The organism is Pseudomonas sp. GL_091 (assembly GCF_057837725.1).
Genome location: NZ_CM174451.1, coordinates 1,449,581 through 1,476,217 on the forward strand (window position 1 = coordinate 1,449,581; position 26,637 = coordinate 1,476,217).

Annotated in this window: 23 protein-coding genes, 1 tRNA gene and 4 pseudogenes; 6 read left to right on the plus strand and 22 right to left on the minus strand. The window is 59.2% G+C overall.

Annotated elements, in window-relative coordinates:
* The first annotated feature begins 45 nt into the window (after positions 1–45).
* Positions 46–816 carry a trans-aconitate 2-methyltransferase gene (gene tam, locus AC3ITY_RS06570; RefSeq protein ID WP_489308180.1) on the plus strand — a complete coding sequence of 257 codons (771 nt, stop codon included), beginning with the start codon at positions 46–48 and terminating at the stop codon, positions 814–816.
* 391 nt (positions 817–1,207) lie between these two features.
* Here tam and AC3ITY_RS06575 read toward each other — a convergent pair whose 3' ends face one another.
* The 17 genes and pseudogenes from AC3ITY_RS06575 to AC3ITY_RS06655 form a co-directional block, all read right to left on the minus strand.
* A complete protein-coding gene (locus AC3ITY_RS06575) occupies positions 1,208–1,477 on the minus strand; it encodes a short-chain dehydrogenase (RefSeq protein WP_489308181.1) in 270 nt (89 codons plus the stop codon).
* Positions 1,478–1,918: 441 nt separating this feature from the next.
* Positions 1,919–2,326 carry a type II toxin-antitoxin system HicB family antitoxin gene (locus tag AC3ITY_RS06580; RefSeq protein ID WP_095945156.1) on the minus strand — a complete coding sequence of 136 codons (408 nt, stop codon included), beginning with the start codon at positions 2,324–2,326 and terminating at the stop codon, positions 1,919–1,921.
* A gap of 37 nt (positions 2,327–2,363) precedes the next feature.
* Entirely contained in the window at positions 2,364–2,543 is a 180-nt protein-coding gene (locus tag AC3ITY_RS06585) for a type II toxin-antitoxin system HicA family toxin (protein ID WP_077184214.1), read from the minus strand.
* A gap of 300 nt (positions 2,544–2,843) precedes the next feature.
* Positions 2,844–3,203, minus strand: a complete 360-nt coding sequence (locus AC3ITY_RS06590) for a helix-turn-helix domain-containing protein (RefSeq protein ID WP_007984691.1) — start codon at positions 3,201–3,203, stop codon at positions 2,844–2,846.
* Positions 3,203–3,505 (minus strand): type II toxin-antitoxin system HigB family toxin, encoded by a 303-nt coding sequence (locus AC3ITY_RS06595; protein WP_489308182.1) that lies wholly within the window; start codon positions 3,503–3,505, stop codon positions 3,203–3,205. The genes AC3ITY_RS06590 and AC3ITY_RS06595 overlap by 1 nt, the downstream gene beginning before the upstream one ends.
* A 284-nt stretch (positions 3,506–3,789) precedes the next feature.
* Entirely contained in the window at positions 3,790–5,214 is a 1,425-nt protein-coding gene (locus tag AC3ITY_RS06600; RefSeq protein ID WP_489306598.1) for an IS1182 family transposase, read from the minus strand.
* A 149-nt stretch (positions 5,215–5,363) separates the two neighbouring features.
* Positions 5,364–5,437, minus strand: a tRNA-Gly gene (locus AC3ITY_RS06605).
* A 183-nt stretch (positions 5,438–5,620) separates the two neighbouring features.
* On the minus strand, positions 5,621–6,505 hold the full coding sequence (locus tag AC3ITY_RS06610; protein WP_489308183.1) for an alpha/beta fold hydrolase: 885 nt from the start codon (positions 6,503–6,505) through the stop codon (positions 5,621–5,623).
* A 312-nt stretch (positions 6,506–6,817) separates the two neighbouring features.
* On the minus strand, positions 6,818–7,510 hold the full coding sequence (locus AC3ITY_RS06615; protein WP_489308184.1) for a pseudouridine synthase: 693 nt from the start codon (positions 7,508–7,510) through the stop codon (positions 6,818–6,820).
* Between the two features lie 34 nt (positions 7,511–7,544).
* Positions 7,545–7,763 (minus strand): cysteine-rich CWC family protein, encoded by a 219-nt coding sequence (locus tag AC3ITY_RS06620; RefSeq protein WP_489308185.1) that lies wholly within the window; start codon positions 7,761–7,763, stop codon positions 7,545–7,547.
* Positions 7,760–7,915: pseudogene (locus tag AC3ITY_RS06625) on the minus strand (diguanylate cyclase domain-containing protein); the annotation flags it as partial. The gene AC3ITY_RS06620 and the pseudogene AC3ITY_RS06625, both read right to left, overlap by 4 nt.
* A gap of 62 nt (positions 7,916–7,977) precedes the next feature.
* On the minus strand, positions 7,978–8,598 hold the full coding sequence (locus tag AC3ITY_RS06630; RefSeq protein WP_489308186.1) for a DUF1120 domain-containing protein: 621 nt from the start codon (positions 8,596–8,598) through the stop codon (positions 7,978–7,980).
* A gap of 112 nt (positions 8,599–8,710) precedes the next feature.
* Entirely contained in the window at positions 8,711–9,328 is a 618-nt protein-coding gene (locus tag AC3ITY_RS06635; protein ID WP_489308187.1) for a DUF1120 domain-containing protein, read from the minus strand.
* An 87-nt stretch (positions 9,329–9,415) separates the two neighbouring features.
* Positions 9,416–10,558, minus strand: a complete 1,143-nt coding sequence (locus AC3ITY_RS06640; protein WP_489308188.1) for a DUF1120 domain-containing protein — start codon at positions 10,556–10,558, stop codon at positions 9,416–9,418.
* 10 nt (positions 10,559–10,568) lie between these two features.
* Positions 10,569–13,046 carry a fimbria/pilus outer membrane usher protein gene (locus tag AC3ITY_RS06645; RefSeq protein WP_489308189.1) on the minus strand — a complete coding sequence of 826 codons (2,478 nt, stop codon included), beginning with the start codon at positions 13,044–13,046 and terminating at the stop codon, positions 10,569–10,571.
* A 136-nt stretch (positions 13,047–13,182) separates the two neighbouring features.
* Entirely contained in the window at positions 13,183–13,896 is a 714-nt protein-coding gene (locus AC3ITY_RS06650) for a fimbria/pilus chaperone family protein (protein ID WP_489308190.1), read from the minus strand.
* A gap of 183 nt (positions 13,897–14,079) precedes the next feature.
* Positions 14,080–14,700: a DUF1120 domain-containing protein gene (locus tag AC3ITY_RS06655; RefSeq protein WP_489308191.1), complete on the minus strand. Its 621-nt coding sequence runs from the start codon at positions 14,698–14,700 to the stop codon at positions 14,080–14,082.
* Between the two features lie 380 nt (positions 14,701–15,080).
* Between AC3ITY_RS06655 and AC3ITY_RS06660 the strand changes: the two genes are divergently transcribed.
* From AC3ITY_RS06660 to AC3ITY_RS06675, 4 genes and pseudogenes are all read left to right on the plus strand, one after another.
* Positions 15,081–15,707, plus strand: a complete 627-nt coding sequence (locus tag AC3ITY_RS06660) for a response regulator (RefSeq protein WP_489308192.1) — start codon at positions 15,081–15,083, stop codon at positions 15,705–15,707.
* Positions 15,708–16,485: 778 nt separating this feature from the next.
* Positions 16,486–17,112 (plus strand): response regulator, encoded by a 627-nt coding sequence (locus AC3ITY_RS06665; RefSeq protein ID WP_489308193.1) that lies wholly within the window; start codon positions 16,486–16,488, stop codon positions 17,110–17,112.
* Positions 17,113–17,285: 173 nt separating this feature from the next.
* Positions 17,286–17,462 (plus strand): annotated as a pseudogene (locus tag AC3ITY_RS06670) (nuclear transport factor 2 family protein); the annotation flags it as partial.
* A pseudogene (locus tag AC3ITY_RS06675) lies at positions 17,434–17,595 on the plus strand (GIY-YIG nuclease family protein); the annotation flags it as partial. The pseudogenes AC3ITY_RS06670 and AC3ITY_RS06675, both read left to right, overlap by 29 nt.
* A gap of 382 nt (positions 17,596–17,977) precedes the next feature.
* On the opposite strand, the gene AC3ITY_RS06680 reads toward AC3ITY_RS06675, so the two are convergent.
* Positions 17,978–19,009 carry an IS110 family RNA-guided transposase gene (locus AC3ITY_RS06680; RefSeq protein WP_465802548.1) on the minus strand — a complete coding sequence of 344 codons (1,032 nt, stop codon included), beginning with the start codon at positions 19,007–19,009 and terminating at the stop codon, positions 17,978–17,980.
* Positions 19,010–19,092: 83 nt separating this feature from the next.
* Here AC3ITY_RS06680 and AC3ITY_RS06685 point away from each other — a divergent pair.
* Positions 19,093–19,430: pseudogene (locus tag AC3ITY_RS06685) on the plus strand (glutathione S-transferase family protein); the annotation flags it as partial.
* Between the two features lie 54 nt (positions 19,431–19,484).
* Here AC3ITY_RS06685 and atzF read toward each other — a convergent pair.
* The 4 genes from atzF to AC3ITY_RS06705 form a co-directional block, all read right to left on the minus strand.
* Positions 19,485–21,263 (minus strand): allophanate hydrolase, encoded by a 1,779-nt coding sequence (atzF, locus tag AC3ITY_RS06690; RefSeq protein WP_489308194.1) that lies wholly within the window; start codon positions 21,261–21,263, stop codon positions 19,485–19,487.
* A gap of 25 nt (positions 21,264–21,288) precedes the next feature.
* Positions 21,289–24,933 carry an urea carboxylase gene (uca, locus tag AC3ITY_RS06695; protein ID WP_489308195.1) on the minus strand — a complete coding sequence of 1,215 codons (3,645 nt, stop codon included), beginning with the start codon at positions 24,931–24,933 and terminating at the stop codon, positions 21,289–21,291.
* Between the two features lie 314 nt (positions 24,934–25,247).
* Entirely contained in the window at positions 25,248–25,889 is a 642-nt protein-coding gene (locus tag AC3ITY_RS06700; RefSeq protein ID WP_489308196.1) for an urea amidolyase associated protein UAAP2, read from the minus strand.
* A gap of 11 nt (positions 25,890–25,900) precedes the next feature.
* Positions 25,901–26,626 (minus strand): urea amidolyase associated protein UAAP1, encoded by a 726-nt coding sequence (locus AC3ITY_RS06705; RefSeq protein WP_489308197.1) that lies wholly within the window; start codon positions 26,624–26,626, stop codon positions 25,901–25,903.
* Positions 26,627–26,637 lie beyond the last annotated feature (11 nt).

Below are 26,637 nucleotides of genomic sequence, written 5' to 3' on the forward strand. Positions count from 1 at the left end.
CGGTATCGTAGCGGCCCGAGGACAACGCACTGACAGGAGAACGCAATGAGTTGGTCCGCCAAACAGTACGTCGCTTTTGAAGATGAACGCACCCGTCCCGCCCGTGATCTGCTGGCGGCCGTCCCCGCCGGGGACGTGCGTTCGGCCATCGATATCGGTTGCGGTCCCGGTAACTCGACCGAGCTGCTGGTGGAGCGTTTTGCCAATGCCACAGTGCGTGGGCTGGACAGTTCCAGCGACATGATCGAAGCCGCTCGCAAGCGCTTGCCGCAGGTGCAGTTCGATATCGCGGACATCGACACCTGGAATGACAGCGGCCCGTTCGATGTGATTTTCGCCAACGCGGTGTTGCAGTGGCTGCCCGATCACGCCACGTTGCTACCGTCGCTGGTGAGCAAACTGGCGCCGGGTGGCAGCCTGGCCGTCCAGATGCCTGACAACCTGAATGAACACTCGCACCGCTTGATGCGTGAAGTCGCCGCTGATGGCCCATGGGTCAGCAAGCTGGCAGGTGCCGCTGGGCTACGGACCGAGATGGCCGATGCCAGTGGTTACTATTCGATATTGAAAGCCTGTTGCACCTGCGTCGATGTGTGGCGCACCACTTACCATCATCCGCTCGCGGGCGGTGCGTCTGGCGTGGTGGAGTGGTTCAAGGGCAGTGGCTTGCGGCCGTTTCTCGATCCGCTGGATGAGGCGGAACGGGCGCAGTATCTGAAGCAATATCAGACTGCTATCGAGCGGGCGTATCCGGCCTTGGCCGATGGTTCGGTGCTGTTGCCATTCCCGCGACTGTTTATCGTCGCGACCCGCTGATGCAAAACAGGGACAGTTGATGCGCGTCATCTGCCCCTTTTTACGGTTTGGAAAAATCACTGTGGCTTGTTCTTTTTTGAGCGCCGGGCACTCAAGTACTCAAAGGCAAGCGAGGCAAAGCCGAACAACCCGATCAATGAAATGATCATGATTCCCAACTCTGAATTGTGCATGTTGATCTCGAGGCGAAGGATGAGCCGGGAGAATAAGGGAACTGTTGCCGGGCTCAACGCAGCTCTACGGCTTCTTTACTCGCTTGCGGTGATCCATACGCAAAAGATATGAGCGTCTGGGTGGCGACGAGTAATTGCAACTTGTGGCGAGGGAGCTTGCTCCCTCGCCACTATCGCCCACGCTATCTCTTAACTGGCCGCGTTTGGCCGATGTGACGTCAGGACGGTTCTGCATCCATGTGTCGAGCGATTACATCCAGCACATCGCAACCGTCACGCAAGGGCACACAGCACAGCAACGCAAAGTCACTGAGTACAAATGAGTCAGAGGTCAGGTCGCCGCGCATCGCGAGGTTTTCAAGAAGCTGCGTCACGGCGCGAATTCTGTAGCTGGCGGTGCTGAGCAGGGAGTGCAGGGGTTGGGTGGTATTCACATACAGGGAGGGAAGATCGTCGGCATTGCTGGTTAAAGCCATGAGCTCTTTCATGAGTGATTCCTTGAATTGAGGTGAACTACCACTCAGTGTCGCCAAACAAAGGGTGGCAGCTGTACGCAGGTTGGCGAACCGGGACAAGGCAAACCGGCAGACCCATAGGTCTCCCACGCACAGCCACCATAAACAGGTAGCCAAGTGCGTTCAGAAACGCTCCGAGATAGCTCGGAGGTTTCTATGCTTTGCCATCGAGTCGCCAAACCCGATACGCCATTTGGGCGCGGTCGGACTATAGGTCTCATGACAAAGGCACAGCAATGCGCAAGTCTACGGACATTTCCCAGTGTCGTGTAGGACGTTGCTTTTTCTAGCGTTGATCTCCGTTGGGCCTTTAAAAGTGGGTCTTTGCACTGACTTCGACGGGTCCTTCATCAAATCCCGCCCACAAAAAAACCGGCCACTTGGGACCGGTTTATTCATGTCAAAAGCAAGGTTTCAGCTCTGTTGCAAGACCTTGAGTGCCGCCGAGGCCAGAAAACCCGAACGGCTTTTCTCCTCCGGGTGATGCAGTACGTACTCATCAATCCGGTTGAGGAGGTAGCCAGGCAACGTGATGTTCAGCTTCTGGGCCTTGCCCAGATATTTGGTTACGTCGATGTCCACCAGCGCCCACGCACACCCCGCGTACTTTGGGTTGGCAGCATGTAAGGTCACTTTATTGGCGGGGGGAATTGGCGAACCGTCTTCGGCCAGGATCTCGAAGTGGCCTTCAATGGCTTCCCGCGCCATGGCCATCGCGTCATCCAGGTCTTCCCCAGCGGAAAAGCAGCCCGGAATGTCGGGGACTTCCACACCCCAGGCGTGTTGGTCGTCGCCCATTGAAATTGCAATTGGGTACAGCATGTTCATTGTCCTCCACGGACCTAGCGCATCGGGCTCCTTAGAGCAGCGCCTGTTGCAAAATACTGATGGCCGTTTTCTTGAGCAGATCTTTCTTCGGGTGAGGGACTGTCACTAGCCCCGGTTTGGTCGGGTGCTTGAAGTGATGATGGCTGCCTCTGATTCGTACCAGATACCAGCCGTCCGCAACGAGTTGGCTTATCAAAAATCGGCTATTCACATCACCTCCCTGTGGTGTGCTTGTGGTTACTATACCTACTGATATTCATTAATCAACACTATAACCACCGGATCCTTCCTGGGGCCGGCGGGAACGCTATAGGAATCGAGTCTAGAAGGGTGTTCTGGCAAAGGCTTGGGGCAAACCTGAATTGATCTGTTTTGTGTATTGCGAGGTTTTGCCGTGAACACGCGATCCAAATTTCAGGCAAAAAAAACCGGTACCTGAACCGGTTTTTCTATCTCAGCATCTCCCTCCACCATCCTGACGTGAGGTTGAAATTGGGGGAGGCCTACGTTATCAGGCAACACCCGCCAGCAAGCTTTCGTAAGGAATCCGCAACCCGTCGTGCAGGCGCTTGATCATCGACAGGCTCAATTTACGTTTGCGGTTCAGCACCTCAGATACCCTTCCGCTCGTGCCAATGAAGGGTTCCAGATCGCGAGGGGTCAGGCCTTGCTGGTCCATGCGAAATTTAATTGCCTCAATCGGATCGGAGGGCGGCATCGGGTAATGCTCGTCTTCGTACTTCTCGATGAGCAGCGCCAGAATTTCCAGCTCATCGCCTTCAGGCGAACCAATTTCAGCTCCCCACAATTGTTCCACCCGTGCAAATGCAGCAGTCAGGTCTTCTTGATTGCGAATAGGCTTAATGTCCATCACACGGTCTCCGCGTTGATCTGATCGTACTGGGCGTGGGTGCCAACGAATCGTATGAAACCGAGCTGGCGCTGATAGTCGACTGCCATGATTACCCGGTATTTGTTGCCACCGATGTTGAATACAACCCTGCCACCCTTGAGGATGCTGGCCGTTCTCAGCTCCGCTTTAACCTCTTGTGGCGTGCCATAAACGGCTTTCTCCATGTGCCGATACCATTCAACCAGTGGTGTTTCGGAGTCAGCATAAGCCGGGCTACTTTCCCAGAACTCCCGCAATGTCCCTTTTGCAATCACACGCACTGCACTTCCTCCCATTTTGGGAGATGGTAGTCTTCGTTTCGAAGAGATGCAATCTCTGACTCCGTGGAAGAAATCCTTTATCGGGATAAGAAAAACGTTAACAAAACCCGGTTCTTGCGCAAAAACGCTAATTTTCAGAGTTTGGAGACGCTAATCCAAATCCCGGACACAAAAAAACCGGCCATCAACAGGCTGTGTGAAAACGCACTGATGGTGGTTCTGGCAAACGCCCCGACATGTTCGGGGCGTTTGCTTTTGTACGGACAGCAGACGAAAAAGGCGTTTCAGCCCATCAACGCCATCAGCTGACGTGCGCCGAGCACGTTGATCGCTCTTTTCAGGTTGTAGGCGTTCACCGCCAAGGCCATCTCGGCTCTCGTGCCTTCTAGTTGTCGCAGCAGGAAGCGAGCGTTGCCAAACAACCACTGCTTTAGGTTTCCGAAGGGATGCTCCACGATGGATCTTCGGCTGACCATCATTTCGGGGTGTGCTTGCATTCGCCGTTCCATTCGCTCGAAAGCCTCTTCGTGCACGTGGCGTGAAATGTATCGGCGTTGGGCGTCGGTGCATTGCGCTCTTAACGGACAGCTTAGGCAGTCACTGACCGCCGCCTGGTAGATACGCCCCTTATTGCTGATCTGTTTAAAAGTCAGCCATTTACCGGTGGGACATTGATAGCGATCCTGCGACGCATCGTAGGTAAATATCGTTCGGTCGAAGAACGCCTGTTCCTTGCCGCAGGAGTTGTTCGACCGAGCCGGCGGTACATAAGCCGTTATGTTTTCATCCTCACAAGCCTGGAACTGCTTGCCATTTGAATAGCCCATATCAGCAGTGACAGTCAGTTCATCTTGCTGCAATTGCTCTTTGGCGGCCTTGGCCATCGGTTCAAGCTGCTTGCGATCATCGCTGTCCTGAGTCACTTCATGATGCAGAATCAGGCAATGCTCGGCATCCACGGCTGTCTGCACGTTGTACCCGACCCGCGGCCCTTTATGCGTGCGCATCATTCGCGCATCGCTTTCGTGGGTATTGAATTGCTCGAGCGCCATTGATTTCATCAGCGCTTGGCACGTCAGGTTTTTGGAATGCCTAATTTCAAGTTGCGCTAAAGCCGTCTTGATCGCGCTACGGTCAACCTTCTCGTCGGCTTCGGTTTTATCCGCTTCATCCAGATCGGCCAGGTACTGGGCAATGCGTTTCTCCAGCTTCTGCTCCTGGTGTTTGAGCCGTTGCAAACTCGTATGGCGCCGCGAGGAAGCAACCGCCTGGAACTTGCTGCCATCAATCGCCACCAAATCACCCGCGATCAAACCCACCGTGCGGCAAAACCGGACGAAGGCCCGGCACGTCGCGATAAAAGCGGGTTTGTTGTCTTTACGGAAGTCGGCGATGGTCTTGAAGTCGGGCTTGAGGCGGTTGATCAGCCACATCACTTCGATGTTGCGCTGGCACTCGGCTTCAAGACGCCGTGATGAACGAATCCGCTGGAAATAACCGTAGAGGTAGAGTTTTAGCTGATCGGCAGGATCATAAGAGGGGCGCCCTGTGCTTTTGGGCAGCGCCTTATCAAAGCCCAGTTGCACCAGATCCAGTTTGGTGACGTACAGGTCAATGACTCGAACGAGGTGATCCTCGGGGATCAACTCTTCCAGCGAGACCGGAAACAGACTGGTCTGACTGCGGGACTGTCCTTGGATGTAGGCCATAACGAAAAATGCTCCGTATCTTTCGACGCGGAGCATTTTCTTTGAACGCTAGGCAGATTGCCAGGTTTTCACACAGTCTGATCAAGGCCGGTTTTTTCTGTCTCTACATCCCCCGTCAAAAATACCCTGACGTGAGATCAAAATTCGATTGGAGCGGGTGAAGGGAATCGAACCCTCGTTATCAGCTTGGGAAGCTGGAGTAATGCCATTATACGACACCCGCTCAGAGCGCTGACTTTGTACCAGATACGGCCGGCGATTTGAAGTTTTTTTCTTTACGTGAAGCGGGTTTAACGCAGTTGTGACAAAAAAGCCCGGACCGCATGACGGTCGATCGCGGGCAAGCCTCGCACCTGCAGAATACGTTTAACGCAGCAGGGCGGGGCTTGCTCGCGATGACGCTACTTCAGCTTGCCAATGCATGGTGTTCCTGGACATTGTGGTAACGCGGTCGGCTTTCGTGTTGTGCTGGTTTCAGGAAACCCATCAGTGCGTTGCGGCTGTCTCGGCAGGCGGCTTTGTGCTCCATGTCGAGAAAGTGGCCGGTGGCCTGAATGGTACTGAACGTGCTGTGTTGCACATGGCTGGCGAACAACCGGGCGTCGTCGGCGGCGGTGTATTCGTCCCATTCGCCGTTGAGGAACAGCACCGGCACGTCGATTGTCTTCGCCGCGTGCAGGTAGCACTGGCGATCGTTGTGCAGCACGTCGTTGATGTGGAAGTGCATCTGCCCGTACTCATGTTCGGCCAGGGAGCTGACGTGGCGATAGTTGAAGCGCTTGAACAACGACGGCAGGTGTTTGCCGATGGTGTCGTTCACCAGGTGCCCGACCCGATCGCGGTCCAGGTTGCCGAGGTGTTCGACGCCGCGCTCGAGGTAGTCGAGCATGTGCGCGTTGATCACCGGGGAGAACGAACTGATCACGGCTTTTTCGATGCGCCGTGGCCGTTGCGACAACGCCATCATGGTCGCGGCACCGCCCCAGGAGAACGACAAAACGTGCTCGGCGGCGAAGTGGTCGATCAGCTCAAGTAGGAGCTGCCCTTCGATTTCCTTGGTGAGCATTTTTTCATGCAGGTTGTGGGCTTTTGACCGGCCCGCGTAGGGCTGGTCGTAGCAGACGACGTTGAACTGCGGATGGAGGTTTTTCACGGTTTGTGCAAACGACGCAGTCGTGGCCATCGAGCCGTTGACCAAGATAATGGTCTTCTCTGCGGCGTCTGCGCGATAGAACTCCGTGTAAACCCGATACTGACCCTGTATATCCAGCACAGCGATTTCTGGCCTCATGTCATAAGACTCCTGGCAAGCGGGTATGCGCGCAAATGAGATTGCACGAGCTTTGTGACAGGTAGGCATACGCCTGGAATTTGAGAGGCCCATGTCGATCCATTGCAGTCCGGTCGACGGGTATTGTTATTGGCGGGCAGTCTGCCGGATGAGGCCGGAACCCATGGGTTCCTACCGGCAAAAAGTTTCTTAGAAGTATGTGGTGACTCGTCGGTCACATTTCGGCCGACGTCCTGATTCAAGCAGGGGTCACGTCATCGCGCAAGTGCCGTTGGTAAATTGTTCGACAACTTCTGCTGAGCGGTCGCTGGCTTAGATCGATCCGATCTCTTCATCGCTCAGTGGGCGGTATTCGCCCGGTTTCAACGCGTCGTCGAGTACCAGCGGCCCCATGCATTCGCGGTGCAGGCGCATCACCTTGTTGTTGAAGTGGCCGAACATGCGCTTGACCTGGTGATAACGGCCTTCGACGATGCTCAGACGTGCGCATTTTGGCCCGAGCAGCTCTAGCCCGGCCGGTTGCGTGGTGAGGTCTTCGAAGGCGAAGTACAGCCCTTGGCTGAAGGTGATCACGTATTCGGGGCCGATGTCCTGCTCGGTTTCGACGTAATAGACCTTGGGCAGTTTGGTCTGCGGTTGGGTCAGGCGCCGCGACCAGCTGCCGTCGTTGGTGATCAGCATCAGGCCGGTGCTATTGAAATCCAGGCGTCCGGCGATGTGCAGTTCGTCCTTGTCCGGTTCATGGATCAAATCGAGCACGGTCGGGTGTTGCGGATCCCGGGTGGCGCTGACGCATCCGGCGGGCTTATGCAACATGAAGTGGCGCAGGGGTTTACCGACCTGCAGCACATCGCTGTCGACTTCGACGCGGCTGAATTCTCGGACTTCGCTGTGCGGGTCGCAGACGACTTTTCCGTCAACCCTGACGCGTTTTTCCACCAGCAACAGGCGCACCTGCTTACGGTTGAAGCACGGCAGGTTGCTGAGGAAACGGTCGACACGCATGACTTAAGGATCGGTAGAGAAAGGGGCGCGCATCTTACTTGATCGACCCGGACGCTGCTTGCAACTGCGCCTCGACCTCGGCGCAACGCGGGCACAGGCACGAGGCGTTGCGCAGTTCCGCCGGCAGCGCCTGGAGCACGGCCGGGTCGATGCTGACGCCGTAGCACCAGCAGGCGCGGTCGGCGGTTCGTGGGTCGGCCAGGGTGCAGTCGTTGGGGGCGCCGCAGGCGGGGCAGAGGTCAGGCAGGCTCATGATGAATAGTCATAGCTGGAGTGAGGTATTTCCATGCAGGTTCGATTACGGCCGGTTTGCTTGGCCCGATACATCCCATGATCCGCCCGCGACAGCAGGCTGTGCAAGGTGTCATCGGGTTGCAAGGTGGTGAGACCGATGCTCACCGTCACTGGAGCCGGTAAGTGCCGAACCATTCGGCAGGTGACGCACCGAATGGTTCAGCGTTGTTGGCCTACAGGTACACCATTTCAAAGGTTGCCGAGCCATCGAGGGTGATGTCGTCGATCAGGGTGAGGCTGTCGGTAGGATAGATCACGGTTCTTACCCGCAGATCCATTGTGGCGTTGCTCAACATGATTGGCGTGGAGTCGTCAGCGGTGGAGCTGACCGACAACAGATCATCAGGGGTAATCTGTGGTGAGGCTCTCCAGGTTGCCCCTCCATTGACTGAGTAGATCGACTGGGCACTCGCCCCATCCGCCAGTGTTTGGGTGACATCCAGGTAAAAATACCCCGGTTTTTCACCTGCGGGCGTCAATGCCATTCCAAAGTTGGTCCAGTTCACAAGGTCCAGATAGGGACGATTGTCGATGACCTTCAGTGCGACCAGTGTCGGCGCCCCGCATGTGAGGTTCAATTGAAGGTCGCGATCTGCTAATTCAGTGGGCACAGTAGTGTTCAGATTTTTGACCAGGATTTTGCCGTAATTCACTTCACCGCCACCGGAAAAACCAGCAATGCAGGCTTCCGGGGTGATGGTGCCGGTCACGGTCAGGTCAGTCGAAGACGCAAGGGCATAAGGCGCGAGGCTGATCAGAGCGGTTGCGGAGAGTGCTGCGAAGTAATTTTTCATGTGAGTCATTGCTCTTTGAGTGGTTGTATTACCGTCCTGAACCGAAGGCTTCGGTGACGGTTTGGGGGGCAAACCACTCGCCCGAACGCTGCGAGTGGTCAGCGCCGGGGTGTTACAGGTAGGTCAGTTCAAAGGTCACGGCGCCATTGAACGGGACATCATCGTTCAGCGTCAGGCTGTTGGCCCGGTTGATGTTGACGTAGATGTCCAGTTCGGTAACGAGGTCTTTCACCTCAATTGGCGTGCTGGTGTCTGCTGTGGAACTGGTCGACAGGAGTCGATCCGGATACACCCAGCTTGCTGCTGTCCATGTTGCTCCATCGTCCTCCGAAACGATCGCTCGCGCGGCCACGCCATCTGCCTGTGCAGTACTGGCGCGAACATTGATTGTGCCGAGCTTTTCCCCTGCAGGCGTCAGACCAAGACCAAACCACCCAGGGACCGAACCCGTGCCGGGATTAATAGCATCGACCGTGCGGAGCGCGAACCGCGTCGGAGCGTCGCAGGACACGGTGAGCTGCGTAGGGAAGATGCCTAACCGGGTATGGTTGGTCGGGTGCAGACGGCTTTTCACCACCCTACCGAGATCGATATCTGTCACGGACAAATTCGGCATACAGGCTGCGGGAGTGATGGTGCCGGTCACCGTCAGGTCAGTCGACGACGCCAGGGCATAAGGCGCAAGGCTGATCAGTGCGGTCGCGGAGAGTGCTGTGAAGTATTTTTTCATTTTTTAGATTGCCTTTTTTTCGTGGTTAATCCCTGACGGGTCCTGGGCACCTGAATGCACGCGGAGCCAGCCAAGGTGGTTGGGGTGTTACAGGTACAGAATTTCGATCGTTCCCGAGCCGTCGAGGTGGATGGCGCTGCTCAGGTCCAGGCTCTCGCTGGGCGCGATGACCGCCTCGACCGTGACCGCGGCGCTGAGGTTCTGGATCGCGACAGGGCCAGAGGTACTGCCGGCGAGGTCGGTGAATCCCAGGTAGCTGTTTTGGGCGAGTGGAATCGGGTTCGTGCTGGCCGTGCTCCAGGCCGTGCCACCGGTGGTGGAGTCGGTTCGAAACAGCCGGGCATAGCTGTCCGCGCTGGCACTGCCAGGGTCGAGGGTCAGCGAATACAGGCCGATGTTGTTGTTGCGGCCATCCACGTCCAGGCCGTAGTAAATCTCGCTGTTAACCGTCGCCGAACCGGAGCGGTTGTCGTGCATGCGCAGGGCGAAATGCGTCGGTGCATCGCAGCCGACCTGCAGGTTCAAATGCTTGGGCGGCAGGGGGGTGCTTTTATCAGTGTTCAAATCGTTTTTGGGCATTCGGCCAAAGTCCACCAGGCCGCCGTTTGATAAATTCACATTGCATGCCGCTGGGGCGAAGCTGGCACGCAGGGCTATTTCCCTTGAGCGCCCGGCCGCGACCGCATCGAGCAGCCCGGTGGCCTCCCAGACAACCGCATCGCGCACCTGTGATGCCTGCTCCTGGGCCCAGGCTGTCAGTTCAAGCTGTGCCGAAAAGCTCTGCCCCTTGGCCACTGCACCGGCTCGTACCGGAACGATCGCATGCTCCGGTCGCCAAAGCAGGCTCGACGCCGTGGCTTCCGGGGGCTGGCCGGTGGCGGAAACCAGCCCCAGATCGACCGACTGCCCATCGAGCACAGCATTGCCCACGCGCACGGCGTAGCTGCCCCGGTCGGCCAGGTGAAAGCGCTCGGCGGTCGCGGCCATGGCGCGATAGAACACGGTCATGTCGGTGGGTTGTGAGCAACTCAGGGTCAGGCTCACACGGCGTTCGCCCAGCGTGCGCTCAGGCAGGTTGTCGGCGCGAATCGCACGGTTCATCAAGCCGTAATCGAGCAACGATTGGCTCACGTTGAGCTGGCAGTCGTCGGCGTCGGCCCAGGCGTGCGGGGCCAACGTACTCAGCGACAGAACGCCAAGGGTCAGTAACAAAGGGCGGGACAGGTTCATACAGTCATCCTCAAAGCGCACGGCACTGCGCGGCGGCGGTCTCGTAGTACGCGTCGGTATCGGCCTTGGCCGGCAGTTCGAAGCTCAATTGGCAGCGGTCCATGCCCGGTGCGGTAACCCACAGGGTCGGGAGGTCCAGTACGTTCGGCAGGAACACCACGCCGCCTTCCTGGGCGAGCGTGACGAACTCGTCGTCTTCGGTATTCACTGTGGCGCCACGGGGCAGCGGCGCACCGTTAGCCGTGGTGACCTTGAGCAAGGCACGGCGGGTCTGGGTGATGCCGAAATCGATTTTGTCGACAGCACCGCGCCCGGCGGAAACCACCGCCAGCCCGTTGTTGATATCGAGGTTGCGCGGCAGCGAACGGGTGTCGACTTCCACGGCGCTGCGACCGTAGGCCGTCAGTTGCGACACCACCGCGTTACCTTTGCTGTCGGTCCAGACCGGACCGCTGGGGGTCGAGACCTTGATCGAATCGGCGCCGCCGACCGACACCAGAGCGAAGGTTTCGCGCACCGGGTAGGGCGTGAACGTCAGGCCGTCACCTTGCAACACGGCACCACCGCGCGCCCCCACCTGATAACTGGAACGCTCGGCATCGGAGCGCGTATAGCTCAGGTCCAGCTGGCTGTAGCGCGGCAAAAGCGAAACCCCGGCGGAAGTCTGTACTTGCTTGTCGCGAGTGTCGTGTTCGACGCCGACCCGGTAGCTCAGTTGATCGTTGACCTGTTCGTTCAGGCCTACGCCGCTGCGGTACTCACCGCCAGCATTACGCACCCAGGTGCGCGCCCGGCGGTTTTCACCCAGCGGAATGCTTAGGTTCAGATACACGCTGTCATCACTGCTCTGGGTGCCGCTGACTTGCCATTGCGCCGAGGCTGAAACCGACACGCCGCCGATGTTGGTGCCCCACGAGAGCAGCGCGCGGTTGCTGCTTTGCCCGTCAAACGAGGCCGAACGGCTGACACTGCCGCTGAAGGCGCCCAGCCCCGGCGGGGACCAGTTCAGCCCTAGCGTTTGCTGGTCGCGGTAACGGTGCTGGCTGCGCTCCGACTCGATGTCGGCCACGGCTTCCGACAGTTCGCTGTAACCGAACGTGCGGTGTGAAGTGCTGGCATTCACCGACCACTGCTCACCTATGCTTTGCGATATGCCCAGATCCGCCTGAACGCCCTTGGCGGGTTTGCCGGCGCTGGTGTCGGAGGCTTGCAGGGTGGTCTGGATCTGCGTGTCCTTCCCGGGCTGCAAGCCCAGGCCGGCACCCACGGCGCGGTAGTCGGCGGCGCCCGTGGCGCCGGCGCTCAATTGCACCAGCGGGCTCAGTGCGCCGCTCCAGCCACCGCTGATCACCCAAGGTGCGTTACCGTGAGTGCTAGCGGTATCACGCACCTGGCCGGCGGCCAGGGAAAAGCCGGGGGCCGGCAAGCCGACACCGAGCATGGCCGCGGGGATGGTAAAGCGTTGCTCGCTACCATCGGTTTCCTTGACCGTGACCTCAACGTCGGAACGACTGTCGAGACGGCGCACGTCGTTTAGCGAGAACGGGCCGGCCGGCACCACCGTGGAATGGACCAACGAGCCGTTCTGGCGGACTTCCACCTGGGCCTGGCTTTTGGCAATGCCGTCGATGGGCGAGCCTTGGCCCTCACTTTGCAACGCCTCTTCGGTCATCAACTGCACGCCGGTGATCTGTGCCCCGGACAGTACCGGGTTGTAAAGGCTGATCTGACCGGCCTGCAGCACTGTCTCATGGCTGGCAAACGTCCGTTGGGCGTATGCCGCCAGATGAGTGGTGGTGGACACGTCGTTTTGCCAGGTCTGCACCTGACGGCTGCGTACGATCCAGTCACCGGCGTTGAAGCCCAGCTCGGTATTGGCCGACAGGTAGCGACTCGACTGGCCGGCGTTATCGCTGAACAGGCTGTTGACGTCGTAATTGAGCAACGCGGCGAAGCCACCGGTTTGATAACCCGTGAAGTCCCGTGCCGTCGGCCGTATCGCGTCGGAGGGGACGACCAACTTCACACTGAGGTTTGCCGGGTCTTGTTCGATGGCCATCTGCGGCCAGGCGCCGGCCATATCGAAACAACGCTGGCCGTCGGCCGCAGCAACGGGCTCGACGAGGTTAGCGGCATCGAGCAGGGCACGGTCAAAGCACAGCTCACTTTCGCGATTGAACGCCACATCCACCCGTCCACGAGGCTGGCCGTTGACGACAAGGGTGATCGGGTGCTTACCGGCGGTGAAGCGCGGAGCCTCCAGCAGCGAGGTCGCCAGAGCAGGGTCGATACCGCGTTGCGCCAACATTTTCTGGTCGAACGACGTCAGCAACGCGGCGCCGCTGAGGTCTTCGGCGCGGGCATCGAGCAACAACAGCACGTTGCTCAGCAATACAACGGTACTGGCCCGCAGAGTCGACAAACGAGCGTTGGCAGCCTGTTTTTCAGGCATGGCTTCGCCATCACGGTATTTCGATACTGTGTTCATGGAGTTCACTGAGTGATTGCCGGTGTGCTGGCTTAATCCACTGCCGCCGCTGGCTTGCCTTGGGGGACGGTAAACGGACCGTCATCCTGAAATTTCACGCCCACGGATCCCTTGGGGGCGCTGCTTCTACGGTTGTTCAGGGCTTGAGCGGTGCCTCAAACGGCGGCGCTGCAAAGCCATATACGGTGGCCGGCTGGATGCGCACCTGTTTGGCAGTCTTGGTCGATACCGCGACGCTGAGCTTCTCGCCCGGCAACACGTAGGCCTTTGGTAGCATCGCGTTGCCGGAAGGCAGCAGTTGTACCTCCTGGGCCAACCGTACGACGTAAGGCGTATCGTTGCTGACGGTCAGTTGACCGTTGTTCAACGACCATTGCAGGTCGGTCCATGGCGTGCGGTTGGGCTTGAGGCCCTTGGGGTGCAGAATCACCGGCAGGTTCTGGCGCACCGTCACACCCACGCGGGCATGTCCGGCCTCGGCGCCCGCTTTGCCTTGAGGGATGCCTTCAAAGATCACCCGCTTCAGGCGCTGGGTGGCCAAGGGTTTTTCCGATTGCAGAATGAAACGGATCAACTGACTTTTCGAGGCCTCGACCCGGGCCAGCGGTGGGGTCACGAATACCAGGGACTCGGTGTCCTCGGGGATGTCTTCAAGGGTGATGTGCAACAGGGCCAGGTTGGCATCGGTGTTGGTCACGGTCACGGAGGCTTCGCCGTCGGCCTCGTTGACGATCACCACGGAGGTGTCGGGGACCATGCCGTCGGCCTGGGCTTGGGCGGCCATCAACAGCGCGAAGCCGCCGAAACCGCTGTACATCAAGTGCTGTGTGAATTTCAAAATCTTCTTCATGACGTGTCTCGTTGATTGATCAAGCCGTTGACCGCCAGGCGTGCGCGCTGGGCGTTGGAAAACAGGACGGTGCAGGCAATCAGCTGCGCTGTCGCAAGGGCAGGGTGGTCAAAGTTCACTGGGCTTTTCTTAATGGTTGGGTGGGCAACGAACGCTTGGGACCTTGCCCGGTATTGATTTGGGTTACAGGTAGACGATTTGCAGGGTGGCTGAGCCGTCGATTTGCGCTTCGTTGGTCAGGGTGAGGTCTTTGGTTGGGGCAATCCAAGGCTGAACGTTCACGTCCAGAGTGATCTCTTCCAGCGGGTGGGGAACTGTGGTGCCGAGGCTGCCAAAGGCATAAAACACATTACGGAAGATGGGACTGTCACCTGTACGGGCCCAACCTCTGCCCACATCAAACGACAACAGTTTTTCCAAAGGTGTGGCTGCCGCAGGATTAGTAAATGTCATGTTGTAGTACCCGAGCCTCTGATTTCCATTGATAAAGCCCAGCCCGAAGGTATTTTGGGCGGGCGCGGAGCTTTCCCGATTATCAATAGGCTGAATCGCAAACAGGGTTGGAGCATCGCAATTTACGGAAAGTTGAAGTGTTTTGCTTTCAAGTCGAGTTTGGTTGTTGGCATACAGATCTTTCGCAGCAATGTTCCCGTAATCAAACTTGCCATCGCCGGAAAGACTCGGCATGCACCCCGCCGGGGTGATGGTGCCGGTGACGGTCAGTTCGGTGCTGGAGGCGGCGAAGGCGGAAGTGGCTGCGCCGAGCAACAAGGCCGTACCCAGTATCGTCAGTTTTTTGTTCATGGTTTTGCTCTCCTTTCGATGAGTGTTGTCAGGTTGATGGCCAATGCGGCGCGATGTTGGGTAGCGCGCTGCTCAAGGCGGGGCGCAATGTATCGATCAAGGAGAGGATAAGTAATGCAACAAATACGAAAAAGCCGTTCGCGTATGAGTAAATGTTGTGGGTACGTAAGTTTTCGGCCGCCAGGCGTGAGATTTTTTCCCTGTTCTAGTAGGACTATTCGCGTTGCTATGTGGGATTAATCATTTTGTTTATGAGGTAATACTCAGCAGAGGTGAAGGCAATCTCAGATTGCATAGGGCAAGGGTTTTTGCTGGGAGTTGTGGTGGCCGTCAATCGGCGCTACTTTCATGTTATGCAACCATGTAGGAAACCTCCCACAATGCGAGTCGTAATTGCTGACGATCACTCCGTCGTTCGCGTGGGTATGCGGATACTCATCAATGCCTGCAGACAATGCGAAATTGTCGCAGAGGCCGATGGTGTGGACAGTTTGATGAGTGTGCTTTCAAACACCCCCTGCGATCTGTTGATCACGGATTTTTCCATGCCGGGCGGGCAACAGGTCGATGGCCTGACGATGTTGGGCACCCTGCGGCGTCTATACCCGGCAATGCCGGTGATTCTGGTGACAATGTTTTCCAGCGTGGTCACGATCAGGGCGGTGCTGGCTCAAGGGGCGATGGGCATCGTCGCGAAAAACGCCTCGGAGTCCGAGTTGCCGGTGGCGATCAATGCGGTGGGAAAAGGGCGACGCTACATCAGTGAGTCCCTGCGCGAACTGCTGGGCAGCGCGGACAATCAGCTGGAGGAATCGCCACTGTCGGCCAAGGAATTTGAGGTGGTCAGGATGTTGGCCAACGGCATGACCGTCAGCGAAATCGCCCACCAGGTTAATCGCAGCGTGTCGACCATCAGTAAACAGAAAAAAATGGCCATGCTCCGCCTTGGCGTCAGCACCGATGTCGAGCTTTTTGCCTACACCCGTGACAGCGGCATGACCCACTAGCCAACGTGTTTATAAACCTGCCCGACAGGCTCGCCGTGAATGCCGATAGTGTTTATTGGGCAGGCTATTTGTCGAATCTTCGGAGCGTGCCCATGGTTGCTTGTGTAATGGCAATGGGTGCCCAGCCTGAGCCATCGTTACGGTCAAAAGTTATCCATTTAGCCGAGGTAAGCGAATGGCCTCCGAAGTATTGTTGCCAAGTGCTGTCGTTGTTGTTTGATTCCACATAAGTCGTGGTGGCGTCGTCTGCGTTCCACTTCCAGAAAGATAAGGAATAATAACCGAACTTCTTGTTGCTGTTGATCAACCCCAAACCATAGTTATAAGGGCTATTAGTAATCCCACTAGCCGATCCGGCTCTGTTATCCATGGCGACAACTGCACATTGAGTAGGCGCATTGCAGTTCACTGACAGTTGCAACAGGATGGTCAGAGGTCCGCGTCGGTTTTTCGGTAGAAGGGGTTCAGCGGATGAACCGCAATTTAGGCGCTCGGGCCTGCGGCTGAAATGCAACAAATACGAAAAGCGGCGCAAGGTGGACGAACTGTTGTTGTGGGCTACGTCACTTTCTCTTTCGAAATACGTCGGGGATGTAACTCTTCTCCGTAGTCATTTGCGCGATTCTGCGTAGGAGTTCTCTGTTTGTTCATTGGGTAAAATAACAACTCCTTGATTACATTGAAAAAACGGCTAAGGCGGTTTTTTTGGATGTTGTGGACGGGGGGCGGCGGCGCTATCTTTCGCGCCCTTTCCGTCGTAAACAGTAGGTATCCCCCAATGCGAGTCGTAATTGCTGACGACCACTGCGTCGTTCGTGTCGGGCTGCGCATGCTCATCGGCGCCAACCCACGCTGCGAGATCGTTGGCGAGGCCGACAGTGCGAACAGCCTGATGACGCTGCTTTGCAACACCCCCTGCGATCTGCTGATTACAGATCTCTCCATGCCGGACGGGCAACAGGCCGATGGTCTGAAAATGTTGAAAACGATCCAGCGCCACTATCCGGCCTTGCCGATCATTCTGGTGACGATGTTTACCAGCGTGGCGACGGCCAGGGCTGCGCTGGCCTGCGGGGTGATGGCGATTGTCGCCAAAACCGCCTCGGCGACCGAGTTGCCCTTGGCCATCAATGCGGTGCAGGAAGGGCGCAGTTACCTCAGCGAGTCCCTGCGCACGCTGCTGGTCAACACCCGCAATCAGCTGCACGAATCGCCACTACCAGCCAAGGAGCACGAAGTGGTCCGAATGCTCGCCAGTGGCATGACTGTCAGCGAAATCGCCATTCATTTCAAACGCAGCGTGTCGACCATCAGTAAACAAAAGAACATGGCCATGCACCGGTTGGGTATTTCCACGGACGTTGATCTTTTTTCCTACGCCCGGGACAACGGAATGTCGTACTGAAATGGCGGAAATAGACACGGCGTTATTTTCGACATGAATGCCGATAGTGTTGGGGGCATTTGCAGACTATCGTGCAGGCCATCCGTCGACTTCATTGCGCACATCCAGGGAACCCGCAAATGAGTGAAGCCCACAGCGCCTTGATCACCCGTTTCTACCAGGCTTTCTAGCGCCTGGATGCCGAAGCCATGGCGGCCTGCGACACCGATGATGTGGTGTTCAGTGACCCTGCGTTCGGCGAGCTTCGCGGTCGCGATGCCGGTGACATGTGGCGCATGCTGACCACGCGGGCCAAGGATTTTTCCCTGACCTTCGATCATGTTCGCGCCGACGAGCGCAGCGGTGGCGCTGGTCTATACCGAAGCCTGTCGCGACAAAAGCGAAGCGTTGCGCCAAGAGCGGCTGATCAAAAAACTGTGCAAAAGCGCCAAGGAATGCCTGGTGGCGAGCGCAGCGAGCGCCACCTCTGGCTTATCACTCTGACTGATCAGTTCCCATCAGGCAGATCGGTAGGCTGGCAAGTGATTGCGCGCTAAGCTGCGGCCTCCTGATCTTTGCGGCGGAGCCGAGCATGTCCGAGTTGATTCCGCATCATTACCCGACGTCCCTATATGGACTCCTCCTCATTGCAAGCCTCCGTTGCTTTGGCGCCCGTGCCGACTGCACACGTATATTCGGCCTCTTACTGCGGCATCGTTTCGATGCAGGGCCATGATGGGCTATTCGCGCGTCGGCTCCCGATCGCTTTTACGTGCTTTATGCACCTGGACGTTAAAGGGTTTTGCCGACGCCGGTTCGACCGGTTTGCCATTGCTCGGGTTGCTTCGCAATCGTGGTGTTTGGGGCTTCTTCCGGGATGAATGGGTCAGGCCGCTGCCCGATCCGGTTGGTAATCAGTACCGTTGCGCAGCATCGCCCAAGCCATGCGTGCAGTTTTGTTCGCCAAAGCGATAGCGGCGACATTGGGATGTGAGCGCTCGGCTAAACGGACAGCCCACTGGCTGAGTCGGTCATCTTTAAATTTGGCCGTGCGTAGTGCCGATCGTGCACCATGGATCATCAGCGTTCGCAGATAAGCATCGCCACGTTTGCTGATGCCCAGCAGTCGATCCTTGCCGCCGGAGCTGTGTTGCCTCGGCGTCAGCCCTAACGAGGCGGCCAACTGCCGGCCATTGGCAAACTGTCGGGCATCACCAATGGCAGCAACGAGTGCGGTGGCTATCATCGGGCCGACCCCGCGCAGCTGCTGCAAACGAACGGCCGTTGGTTCACTTGCCGCGATTGCCGATATCTCGCTGTCGAGTTCGCCCACGCGTTCATCCAGTGTGCGAAGGTCGCCCCACAAGCCATCCAGCAGACGACGAAAACGTACCGTCAAACCGTTATCCGCCTCTTCCAACCAGCACGGTATGGCGCGACGCAGCATCAGCAACTCCTTCGGAGCAACGAGGCCGTACTCGGCGATCAGCCCACGAATCTGATTGGCTTTGGCCGTCCGCTGTTCGATTAAGCCGGCCCGGATGCGATGCGTCGCCTGGATATCCTGTTGTTCGATGGTCTTGACGGCGACGAAGCGCATGCTGGGGCGGCTCATTGCCTCACAGATTGCTTCGGCATCGTTGGCGTCATTCTTGTTGCTCTTGACGTACGGTTTGACGAACTGCGGCGCAATCAGCCTCACCCGAAATCCACGTGCTTGTAGTTGCCGCGCCCAATGGTGCGCACCGCTACAACTTTCCATGCCGATCTCACAGCCGGGTTCGATCTTCTCCAGCACCGTTTGCAGCCAGCGTTCGCGAGACAGACGCTGCCGCCAGACTGGCTGCTCATGACGATCCACGCCGTGGATCTGAAACACGTTCTTGGCCAGGTCGACCCCAATGCGCATAAGCTTCATGTGTGGACTCCTTCTCACGGTTGACTGCGGTTCGCACCTTCAGTCTGGCACTCAAGATGCCGAAGTGAGGAGGGGTCCATCCCATTGCTTTTGCCGAAAAGGCCCGTTTGCTGCTTGGCTTCAAGGGCTTGTCCTGGCGCTCGGTGAAGATCTCGCCGGTGATGCCCAAACGGCGTTTTTCCCGGAAGGCCAGGAAATGATCGCCGCGACGTTCGCCGCCTGGGCTGATTCGGTGGTGTTCCAGCATGCGGTGAGCCCGGTGTTCCAGCCGGAATCGATTGCCGTGCGTTTCGGGAGTTTGCCGCCGGAAGCGATCAAGGCGTTTGTTGCCGACCGCGCCGGATTGTTCAGTGGCGGCAGCGCGACCAGGTTGTCCGCTGAACAGGCCAGGCACCAGTGGCCGACGATCATGTCGCCCTTAAGAGGTGTCCGGAATTATTAGGCCAGTTCAGCTCGCTCCCACAGGGGTGTGTGTTTATCGCAGTGTTTTCAGATACATCCGCCACCCGCCCAAATGGCTGATGTTCACCGCGCCCTCCAACCCATAGGCCTCGCAGATAAACCCGCTCTCCCAGCGACCATCCGCCAGTTGCACCTTGCCCAGCCCCAGCGGCGCCGGAATCCCGGTCAGGAATGAACCCAGTTCACGGCTCGGCAACTCCCAGACTTCCACCGCAATCGCCACGCCGCCATCCTTCACGCGGACCATGCCCGGACGAAACGGCGGGCCGCCGGCCAGGGCATGGAGTTGATAATCCGGCGAGCTGAATGTCGTTTCCACCAAGCGGGCACCGCGCTGCTTGAGTTGCCAGTTCAGGGCCAATCCGTCCAGGTGCGCACCACAGACCACCAGCCGCGCCCGATCATGGCGTGCAACCGTCGCCGGTGCAGGCGCGTCCAGGCCTTGCTGACGCTGCAAGGCATCCGCCACGCTCAACAGATACTGATCGGTAAAGGCCCGGCCAAACAGCGTCACGCCCCATGGCAGGCCGTTGTCCATGAACGCGCCGGGCACGGCGACGGCGGCATAGTCGAGCAGGTTCATGAAGTTGGTGTAGTAACCCAGTTCCGAATTGCGCAGCACCGGTTCGGCCTCGAGCTCCGCCAGCGTCACCGGACGGCCGATGGTCGGCGTGACGACGCAATCAAGGCCTTCCAGTGCTGTGTCGCACAGGGCTTTGAGCGCTTGCAGGCGGTATTGGGCGCGGAAGGTTTGCACGCCGTCGACGGCGGGTGCCTTGGCCAATACGGCGCGAATCACCGGCAACACGGCCTCGGGGTTTTGCGCCATCAACTCCCCGGCCACGCTGTAGCGTTCGGCCACCCACGGACCCTCATAGAGCAAGCGTGCGGCCTCCAGAAACGGTGACAAGTCCAGTTCCACCGCTTCGCCGCCCAAGGCCTTGAGGCGGTCGATGGCATCACCGAACAACAGCGGGCCTTCAGGGCAACCGAAGAATTGCAGGTCTTGTGCACGGGGTACGCCGAAGCGGAACGTGCGCGGTGTACCGAACGCCGAACCGTCGTTCCACAGCGGGTTGCTGCGGCTGTATTCGTCCCGTGGGTCAAGGCGTGCGGTGAGTGCCAGCAACTGACTGGCCTCCCGCGCAGTGGCGGTGAAGGTGGTGACGCAATCGAGCGTACGGCAGGCCGGAACCACGCCGGCCGTCGAGATCAGGCCCTTGGTGGCTTTCAGGCCGACCAGGTTGTTCAACGCCGCCGGCACACGCCCGGAGCCGGCGGTGTCTGTGCCCAGCGCAAAACTCGCGACCCCGAGCGCCACCGCCAGCGACGAACCGGCGCTGGAACCGCCCGACGGATACTCTGGCAACACGCTGTTGGGGCACGCGCCGTACGGTGAGCGGCTGCCGTTGAGCCCGGTGGCGAACTGGTCGAGGTTGGTCTTGCCCAACGGAATCGCACCGAGGTCCAGCAGTTGTTCGACGATGGTCGCCGACCGCTCCGGCACGTAGGCAAATGCCGGGCACGCCGCCGTGGTCGGAATGCCCGCCAGGTCGATGTTGTCCTTGATCGCAAACGGCACGCCGTACAGCGGCAAGCTGTCGAGGTCGCGATCGTCGAGGGCGGCGAAGTAGGGCTCCAGTTCATCGACACTGAGCAAGTGGATGAACAGGTGATAGTCCGGGTTTAGCGCGGCGGCTTTGCCCCGCAGTTGCAGCAGCAATTGCCGTGGCGTGGTGCGGCCGTCGCGATAAGCACCGCGCAGGGCGTCGAGTTGCAGATTGATGTTCATGGCATGAGTCCTTTTCAACATGGGTTCAGTCAAGTTCCAGCACCACGACGCGCTGTCCGGCACGTACTGCCGAACCGGGTTGCACACGAATCTCGCGCACCACGCCGGCCATTGGCGCGAGCAGGGGGATTTCCATCTTCATCGACTCCAGGATCACCAGCACATCGCCGGCCGCGACCCGGCTGCCGGCCTCCACCTGAACCTGCCAGAGATTGCCGGCGATGTGGCTGTCGACGCTCTGCTGGCCGTTTTCCAGCGGTGCATCTTCGGTGGCCTCCGGGGCCAGTTCTTCACTGTCGAAATGCGCCTGGCCGCTGGCGATCCAGCGTTCACGCTCGGCATTGAATGCGCCTTTTTGCTGATCGCGAAACGCGCCGATGGACTCGGCTTCCCGGGCCAGGAACGCCTGGTAATCCGCCAGGTTCAACTGACTGTACTCGATGTTCAGGTCGAAGCGTCCGAGGGGGAAATCCCGGCGGATGCGCAGCAGTTCATCGGCGCTGACCGGGTAGAAACGGATCTGGTCGAAAAACCGCAGCAACCACGGTTTGCCATCGAACGCGGCGACTTCGCGGTAGCGGTTCCACATCTGCAACGTGCGCCCGACAAACTGATAGCCGCCGGGGCCTTCCATGCCGTAGACGCACATGTAGGCGCCACCGATGCCCACCGAGTTTTCCGCGGTCCAGGTGCGCGCCGGGTTGTACTTGGTGGTGACCAGGCGATGGCGCGGGTCAAGCGGGGTGGCGACCGGTGCGCCGAGGTAGACGTCGCCCAGGCCCATCACCAGGTAACTGGCGTCGAACACCGTGCGCTGCACTTCATCGAGGTTCGGCAGGTCGTTGATGCGGCGGATGAACTCCAGGTTGCTCGGGCACCACGGCGCGTCCTTGCGCACCGTGGTCATGTATTTCTCGATGGCCAGCTGGCACGCCGGGTCGTCCCAGGAAAGCGGCAGATGGACGATGCGCGAGGGCACTTGCAGGTCCTTGGCGGCGCACACGGCGTCCCATTCGCCAGCGACGATGCCGAGCAGGTCGGACAGCGGCAGTTGCTCGGGCTGATAGTGGATTTGCAGCGAACGGATGCCTGGTGTCAGGTCGATCACGCCGTGGAGGCGTTTGCTTTCCAGGGCCTGCATCAGGGCGTGGGCGCGGAAGCGCAGGACCAGATCGAGTTCCGGGGCGCCGATTTCCAGCAGCAGGTGGGTGTCGCCGGACAGTCTTGCCACCAGCCGTGTGTCGTCCTGCCTGATATCCAACACCACAGGCGACACCATCCCCTGTGGGAGCGGGCTTGCTCGCGAAAGCGGTGCTTCAGACACATCAATGTTGACTGACACGCCCTCTTCGCGAGCAAGCCCGCTCCCACATTGACCCCATTTCAAGGCCAGGGTGCGGGCGGTCTTGAGGTCGACGGGGGAGAACTGCACCCTATCCCCAGCCTTGAGCTGTCCCAACTGCCAAAGATCCGCCTCGATCACCGTCACCGGGCATACGAACCCGCCGAGGCTCGGGCCATCCGGGCCGAGGATCACCGGCATGTCACCGGTAAAATCCACCGCGCCGATCGCATACGGATTGTCATGGATGTTCGACGGATGTAAACCGGCTTCACCTCCGTCGGCACGCACCCACTCAGGCTTCGGTCCGATCAGGCGGACGCCCGTGCGGCTGGAGTTGAAATGCACTTCCCACTGCGTGGCGAAGAAGGTGCCAATGTAGTTTTCAGTGAAGTATTCCGGGGCGCCGTGGGGGCCGTAGATCACACGAATCTGCCGAACCGCTGGCAGCTCGGTGAGCTGTTTTTCAGCCAGTTGCTGACCGGCACTGCGGTCATTCAGGGCTGGCAGGTGCAACACATCACCGGCTCGCAACGCGCGACCACCGTGGCCACCAAACTGGCCGAGGGTGAAAGTGCTTTTGCTGCCCAGATAATCCGGTACTTGCAGGCCGCCACGCAGGCACAGATAGCTGCGCGCACCTGCGCCGGCAATGGTGCCGAGGCTCAAGGTGGATCCTGCGGCAACCAACAGCGCAGTGCTCATCGGCACGGCCTCACCGTTGAGCAACAATGGAATCACCGCGCCAGTCACCGTCACCGCCGCCTCGCAATTGAAGCGCAGCAATGGCCCGCTCATGGTGATTTCCAGTGCCGCCGCGCCTTCGTCATTGCCCAGCAAACGGTTGCCCAGACGCAGCGCACGACTGTCCATCGGCCCGGATGGCGGTACGCCCACCGCCCAGTAACCGAGACGGCCGGGATAATCCTGAACGCTGGTCTGGGTACCGGCACTGAGTACCTCGAACGTATTGGCTTGATAGACCAGTCCTTCCAGGCAACGGGTCCACGGCTGGCCGCTGGCGAAAGGCGCATCGAGCAGAATCTGTCGCAGGTAATCGCGGTTGGTTTCCACGCCATAGAGCAAGCTGGCACCCAGCGCCTGATGCAGATCCACGGTGGCCTCTTCGCGAGTCGGCGCCCAACTGATGACCTTGGCGATCATCGGGTCGAAGTAGGGCGGAATCTCGCAACCAGCCTCGACCCAGGTGTCGATGCGCAGTTGAATGCCATTGGCCGGCGGGAAATCCACGGCGGTGAGCAAGCCTGGGCTCGGTTGAAAATCGCGCCCCGGATCCTCGGCGTACAACCGTGCCTGAATCGCATGGCCTTGCGGTTTCAACCCCTTTGCCAGATCGCTCAGCGGCGGCAGATCACCGGCCGCCAGTTGAACCATCCAGCGCACCAGGTCGACCCCCCAAACCTGTTCGGTTACACCGTGTTCCACCTGCAAGCGGGTGTTCACTTCCAGGAAGTAGAAGCGCTGGGCCTCGCTGTCGAACACAAACTCCACGGTGCCGGCGCTGCGGTAACTCACAGCCTTGGCCAGTTTGACCGCCGCCGCGCACAACTCATCGGCCATGCCGTCGGGCAGGTTCGGCGCCGGGGTTTCTTCGAGGACTTTCTGGTTGCGCCGTTGCACCGAGCAATCACGCACGCCAAGGGCGATCACTTCACCGTGACCGTCGCCGAACACCTGCACTTCCAGATGGCGGGCGCGCTGGATGTACTTCTCGATGAACACCCCGGCGTCGCTGAAATTGTTCTGGCCCAGGCGTTTGACCGCTTCGAAGGATTCGCTCAACTCGGCCGCGCTGCGGCACACGCGCATGCCGATGCCGCCACCGCCTGCGGTGCTCTTGAGCATCACCGGGTAGCCGACCTGTTCACCGGCCAGCAGCGCGGCATCGAGGCTGTCAAGCAGTTCGGTGCCTTCGAGCATCGGCACGCCGTGTTGTTTGGCCAGGGCGCGTGCGGTGTGTTTGAGGCCGAACACCCGCAGTTGTTCGGGCGTCGGGCCGATGAAGGCGATGTTGGCGGCCTCGCAGGCTTCGGCGAATGCGGCGTTTTCCGAGAGAAAACCGTAGCCGGGATGAATCGCAGTGGCGCCGCTGGTTTTGGCGATGGCGAGGATTTTACCCACCTCCAGGTAAGTGCCGGCGGCCGCGCCTTCGCCGAGGCTATGGGCCTCGTCGGCTTGCAGGATGTGCAGGCTGGCGGCATCGGCTTCGGAATAGACCGCGACTCCCTGCACTTGCAGTTCGCGCAAGGTCCGCAGGACGCGGCAGGCAATGGCGCCACGGTTGGCAATCAGGACTTTTTCGAACATGGCGTAACCCCCGGAGGCGATAGCGCATCGGCCTCGACTGGGATGCGGGCCGTCCCGCAGTTTTTCGACAGGCGCCGGGGTCGTCCCCGACGGCATAATCACCAGATTTGAAACGCCGGCCCCTTGTAGGAGCGAGCTTGCTCGCGATGGTCGTGAACGATTACGCGTAAAACCAAATGCTCAGCGGCGCCCTTTGGTTTTTCGCGAGCAAGCTCGCTCCTACAGGGGGGGGCGGTGGTGGTTTTACTTTTTTAGGCACTGGCCGGAACGGGCCTGGCACAGGGCAAACAACCAACGCCGCAACCGCGAAAGTTTCAGTTCCATACCAGCAGCTCCGCAGGAGTGGGGTTGTAGGCGTTGCAGGGGTTGTTCAATTGCGGGCAGTTGGAGATCAGCACGATCACGTCCATTTCGGCCCGCAGGTCGACGTACTTGCCCGGTGCCGAGATGCCGTCTTCGAAGGTCAGGCCGCCGTCAGCGGTGACCGGCACGTTCATGAAGAAGTTGATGTTCGGCCCGATGTCGCCCTTGCCCAGGCGGCCATCGTGAACACAGGCGCGCAGGTAGTTGTCGCGGCAGCTGTGCATGTAGCGTTTTTCCAGGGCGTAGCGCACGGTGTTGCTTTCTTGCGCACAGGCGCCGCCCAGGGTGTCGTGACGCCCGCAAGTGTCGGCGACGATGGTCAGCATCGGCTTGCCGAGGTTGGAATACAGCACGCTGCCGGTACTCAGGTACACGCTGTTCTGCCGGCGCAATGTGCGTTGCACGTCGTAGCGCTCCTTGGGGTTGGCAACGCTGTAGAACAAGGTGTCGACGGCCTGATTGCCCTCAAGGTCGAGGATGCGCAGGGTCTGGCCGGCCTTGACCTCCATCAGCCAGGGTTCGCCGGCGGGGATGGTGGCGCGGTAGATCGCGGTGTCCGGTTGCTTGTGAACGGTAGCGATAGCGAGTGACATGGCAGCGATCCTCAGGCAAACAAACGGTCGGTGTTGATGAAGCCGCGCTCGTTCTCCGGGCGCGAGGTGCGGCAGTGTTCGGCGACGCTGGCGTCGGCGTTCATCCAGCTGAGCTTCAGCGGTTTCGGTGCGTACTCCGGCGCCGGGTCCATCGGGTGCTGCAGGGCGGTGAGCACCACCAGGGTGTCCATCGGCGCGTACAACTCGATGTAGTCGCCAACCTTGGAGTTGCCCTCGACGAAATGGAAATGCCCGGCCTCATCGACGTTCACGCGGCTGAACAGGTTGAGGGTCATCAGCAGGTCGGACAGGCCCAGCCCCCACTTGCCCAGCTCCACCAACAGGTTGTCGGTACCGTTGCGGAAGAAGCCGTTGCGCAGTTCCTGATAGCGGCCCGCGCCGTACTTTTGCGCCACTTCTTCTGCGCAGAGCACACCGCCGAGGCTGTCGCTCCAGCCGCAAGTGTCGGCGGTGATGGCGGCCAGTACGCGGCCCATGTCCGAGTACAAGCAGTGGCCGGCGGTGAGCTTGGCGGTGTGTTGGCATTTGAGGCTGTCGGGCAGGTTCAGGCGTTCGGTTTTTTCATTGGCATTGAGCAACGTCAGGCTGACATTGGCGCCGCCACGCAGGTCGGTCAGGCGCAACAATTGGCCGCGTTTGAGCACGAAGGAGCGATGGCCGCCGCCGGGGAGCATTTCCTCGGCGAAGGGCGGGAACAATTGGGTCGAATCAGTCATGGGCAAAACCC

Bases quoted from the DNA above. Each gene is read 5' to 3' on its own strand.
- tam (WP_489308180.1), top strand. From the start codon at position 46: ATGAGTTGGTCCGCCAAACAGTACGTCGCTTTTGAAGATGAACGCACC.
- AC3ITY_RS06575 (WP_489308181.1), bottom strand. From the start codon at position 1,477: ATGAAAGAGCTCATGGCTTTAACCAGCAATGCCGACGATCTTCCCTCC.
- AC3ITY_RS06580 (WP_095945156.1), bottom strand. From the start codon at position 2,326: ATGCTGTACCCAATTGCAATTTCAATGGGCGACGACCAACACGCCTGG.
- AC3ITY_RS06590 (WP_007984691.1), bottom strand. From the start codon at position 3,203: ATGGACATTAAGCCTATTCGCAATCAAGAAGACCTGACTGCTGCATTT.
- AC3ITY_RS06600 (WP_489306598.1), bottom strand. From the start codon at position 5,214: ATGGCCTACATCCAAGGACAGTCCCGCAGTCAGACCAGTCTGTTTCCG.
- AC3ITY_RS06610 (WP_489308183.1), bottom strand. From the start codon at position 6,505: ATGAGGCCAGAAATCGCTGTGCTGGATATACAGGGTCAGTATCGGGTT.
- AC3ITY_RS06615 (WP_489308184.1), bottom strand. From the start codon at position 7,510: ATGCGTGTCGACCGTTTCCTCAGCAACCTGCCGTGCTTCAACCGTAAG.
- AC3ITY_RS06620 (WP_489308185.1), bottom strand. From the start codon at position 7,763: ATGAGCCTGCCTGACCTCTGCCCCGCCTGCGGCGCCCCCAACGACTGC.
- AC3ITY_RS06630 (WP_489308186.1), bottom strand. From the start codon at position 8,598: ATGAAAAATTACTTCGCAGCACTCTCCGCAACCGCTCTGATCAGCCTC.
- AC3ITY_RS06635 (WP_489308187.1), bottom strand. From the start codon at position 9,328: ATGAAAAAATACTTCACAGCACTCTCCGCGACCGCACTGATCAGCCTT.
- AC3ITY_RS06640 (WP_489308188.1), bottom strand. From the start codon at position 10,558: ATGAACCTGTCCCGCCCTTTGTTACTGACCCTTGGCGTTCTGTCGCTG.
- AC3ITY_RS06645 (WP_489308189.1), bottom strand. From the start codon at position 13,046: ATGAACACAGTATCGAAATACCGTGATGGCGAAGCCATGCCTGAAAAA.
- AC3ITY_RS06650 (WP_489308190.1), bottom strand. From the start codon at position 13,896: ATGAAGAAGATTTTGAAATTCACACAGCACTTGATGTACAGCGGTTTC.
- AC3ITY_RS06655 (WP_489308191.1), bottom strand. From the start codon at position 14,700: ATGAACAAAAAACTGACGATACTGGGTACGGCCTTGTTGCTCGGCGCA.
- AC3ITY_RS06660 (WP_489308192.1), top strand. From the start codon at position 15,081: ATGCGAGTCGTAATTGCTGACGATCACTCCGTCGTTCGCGTGGGTATG.
- AC3ITY_RS06665 (WP_489308193.1), top strand. From the start codon at position 16,486: ATGCGAGTCGTAATTGCTGACGACCACTGCGTCGTTCGTGTCGGGCTG.
- AC3ITY_RS06680 (WP_465802548.1), bottom strand. From the start codon at position 19,009: ATGAAGCTTATGCGCATTGGGGTCGACCTGGCCAAGAACGTGTTTCAG.
- atzF (WP_489308194.1), bottom strand. From the start codon at position 21,263: ATGAACATCAATCTGCAACTCGACGCCCTGCGCGGTGCTTATCGCGAC.
- uca (WP_489308195.1), bottom strand. From the start codon at position 24,933: ATGTTCGAAAAAGTCCTGATTGCCAACCGTGGCGCCATTGCCTGCCGC.
- AC3ITY_RS06700 (WP_489308196.1), bottom strand. From the start codon at position 25,889: ATGTCACTCGCTATCGCTACCGTTCACAAGCAACCGGACACCGCGATC.
- AC3ITY_RS06705 (WP_489308197.1), bottom strand. From the start codon at position 26,626: ATGACTGATTCGACCCAATTGTTCCCGCCCTTCGCCGAGGAAATGCTC.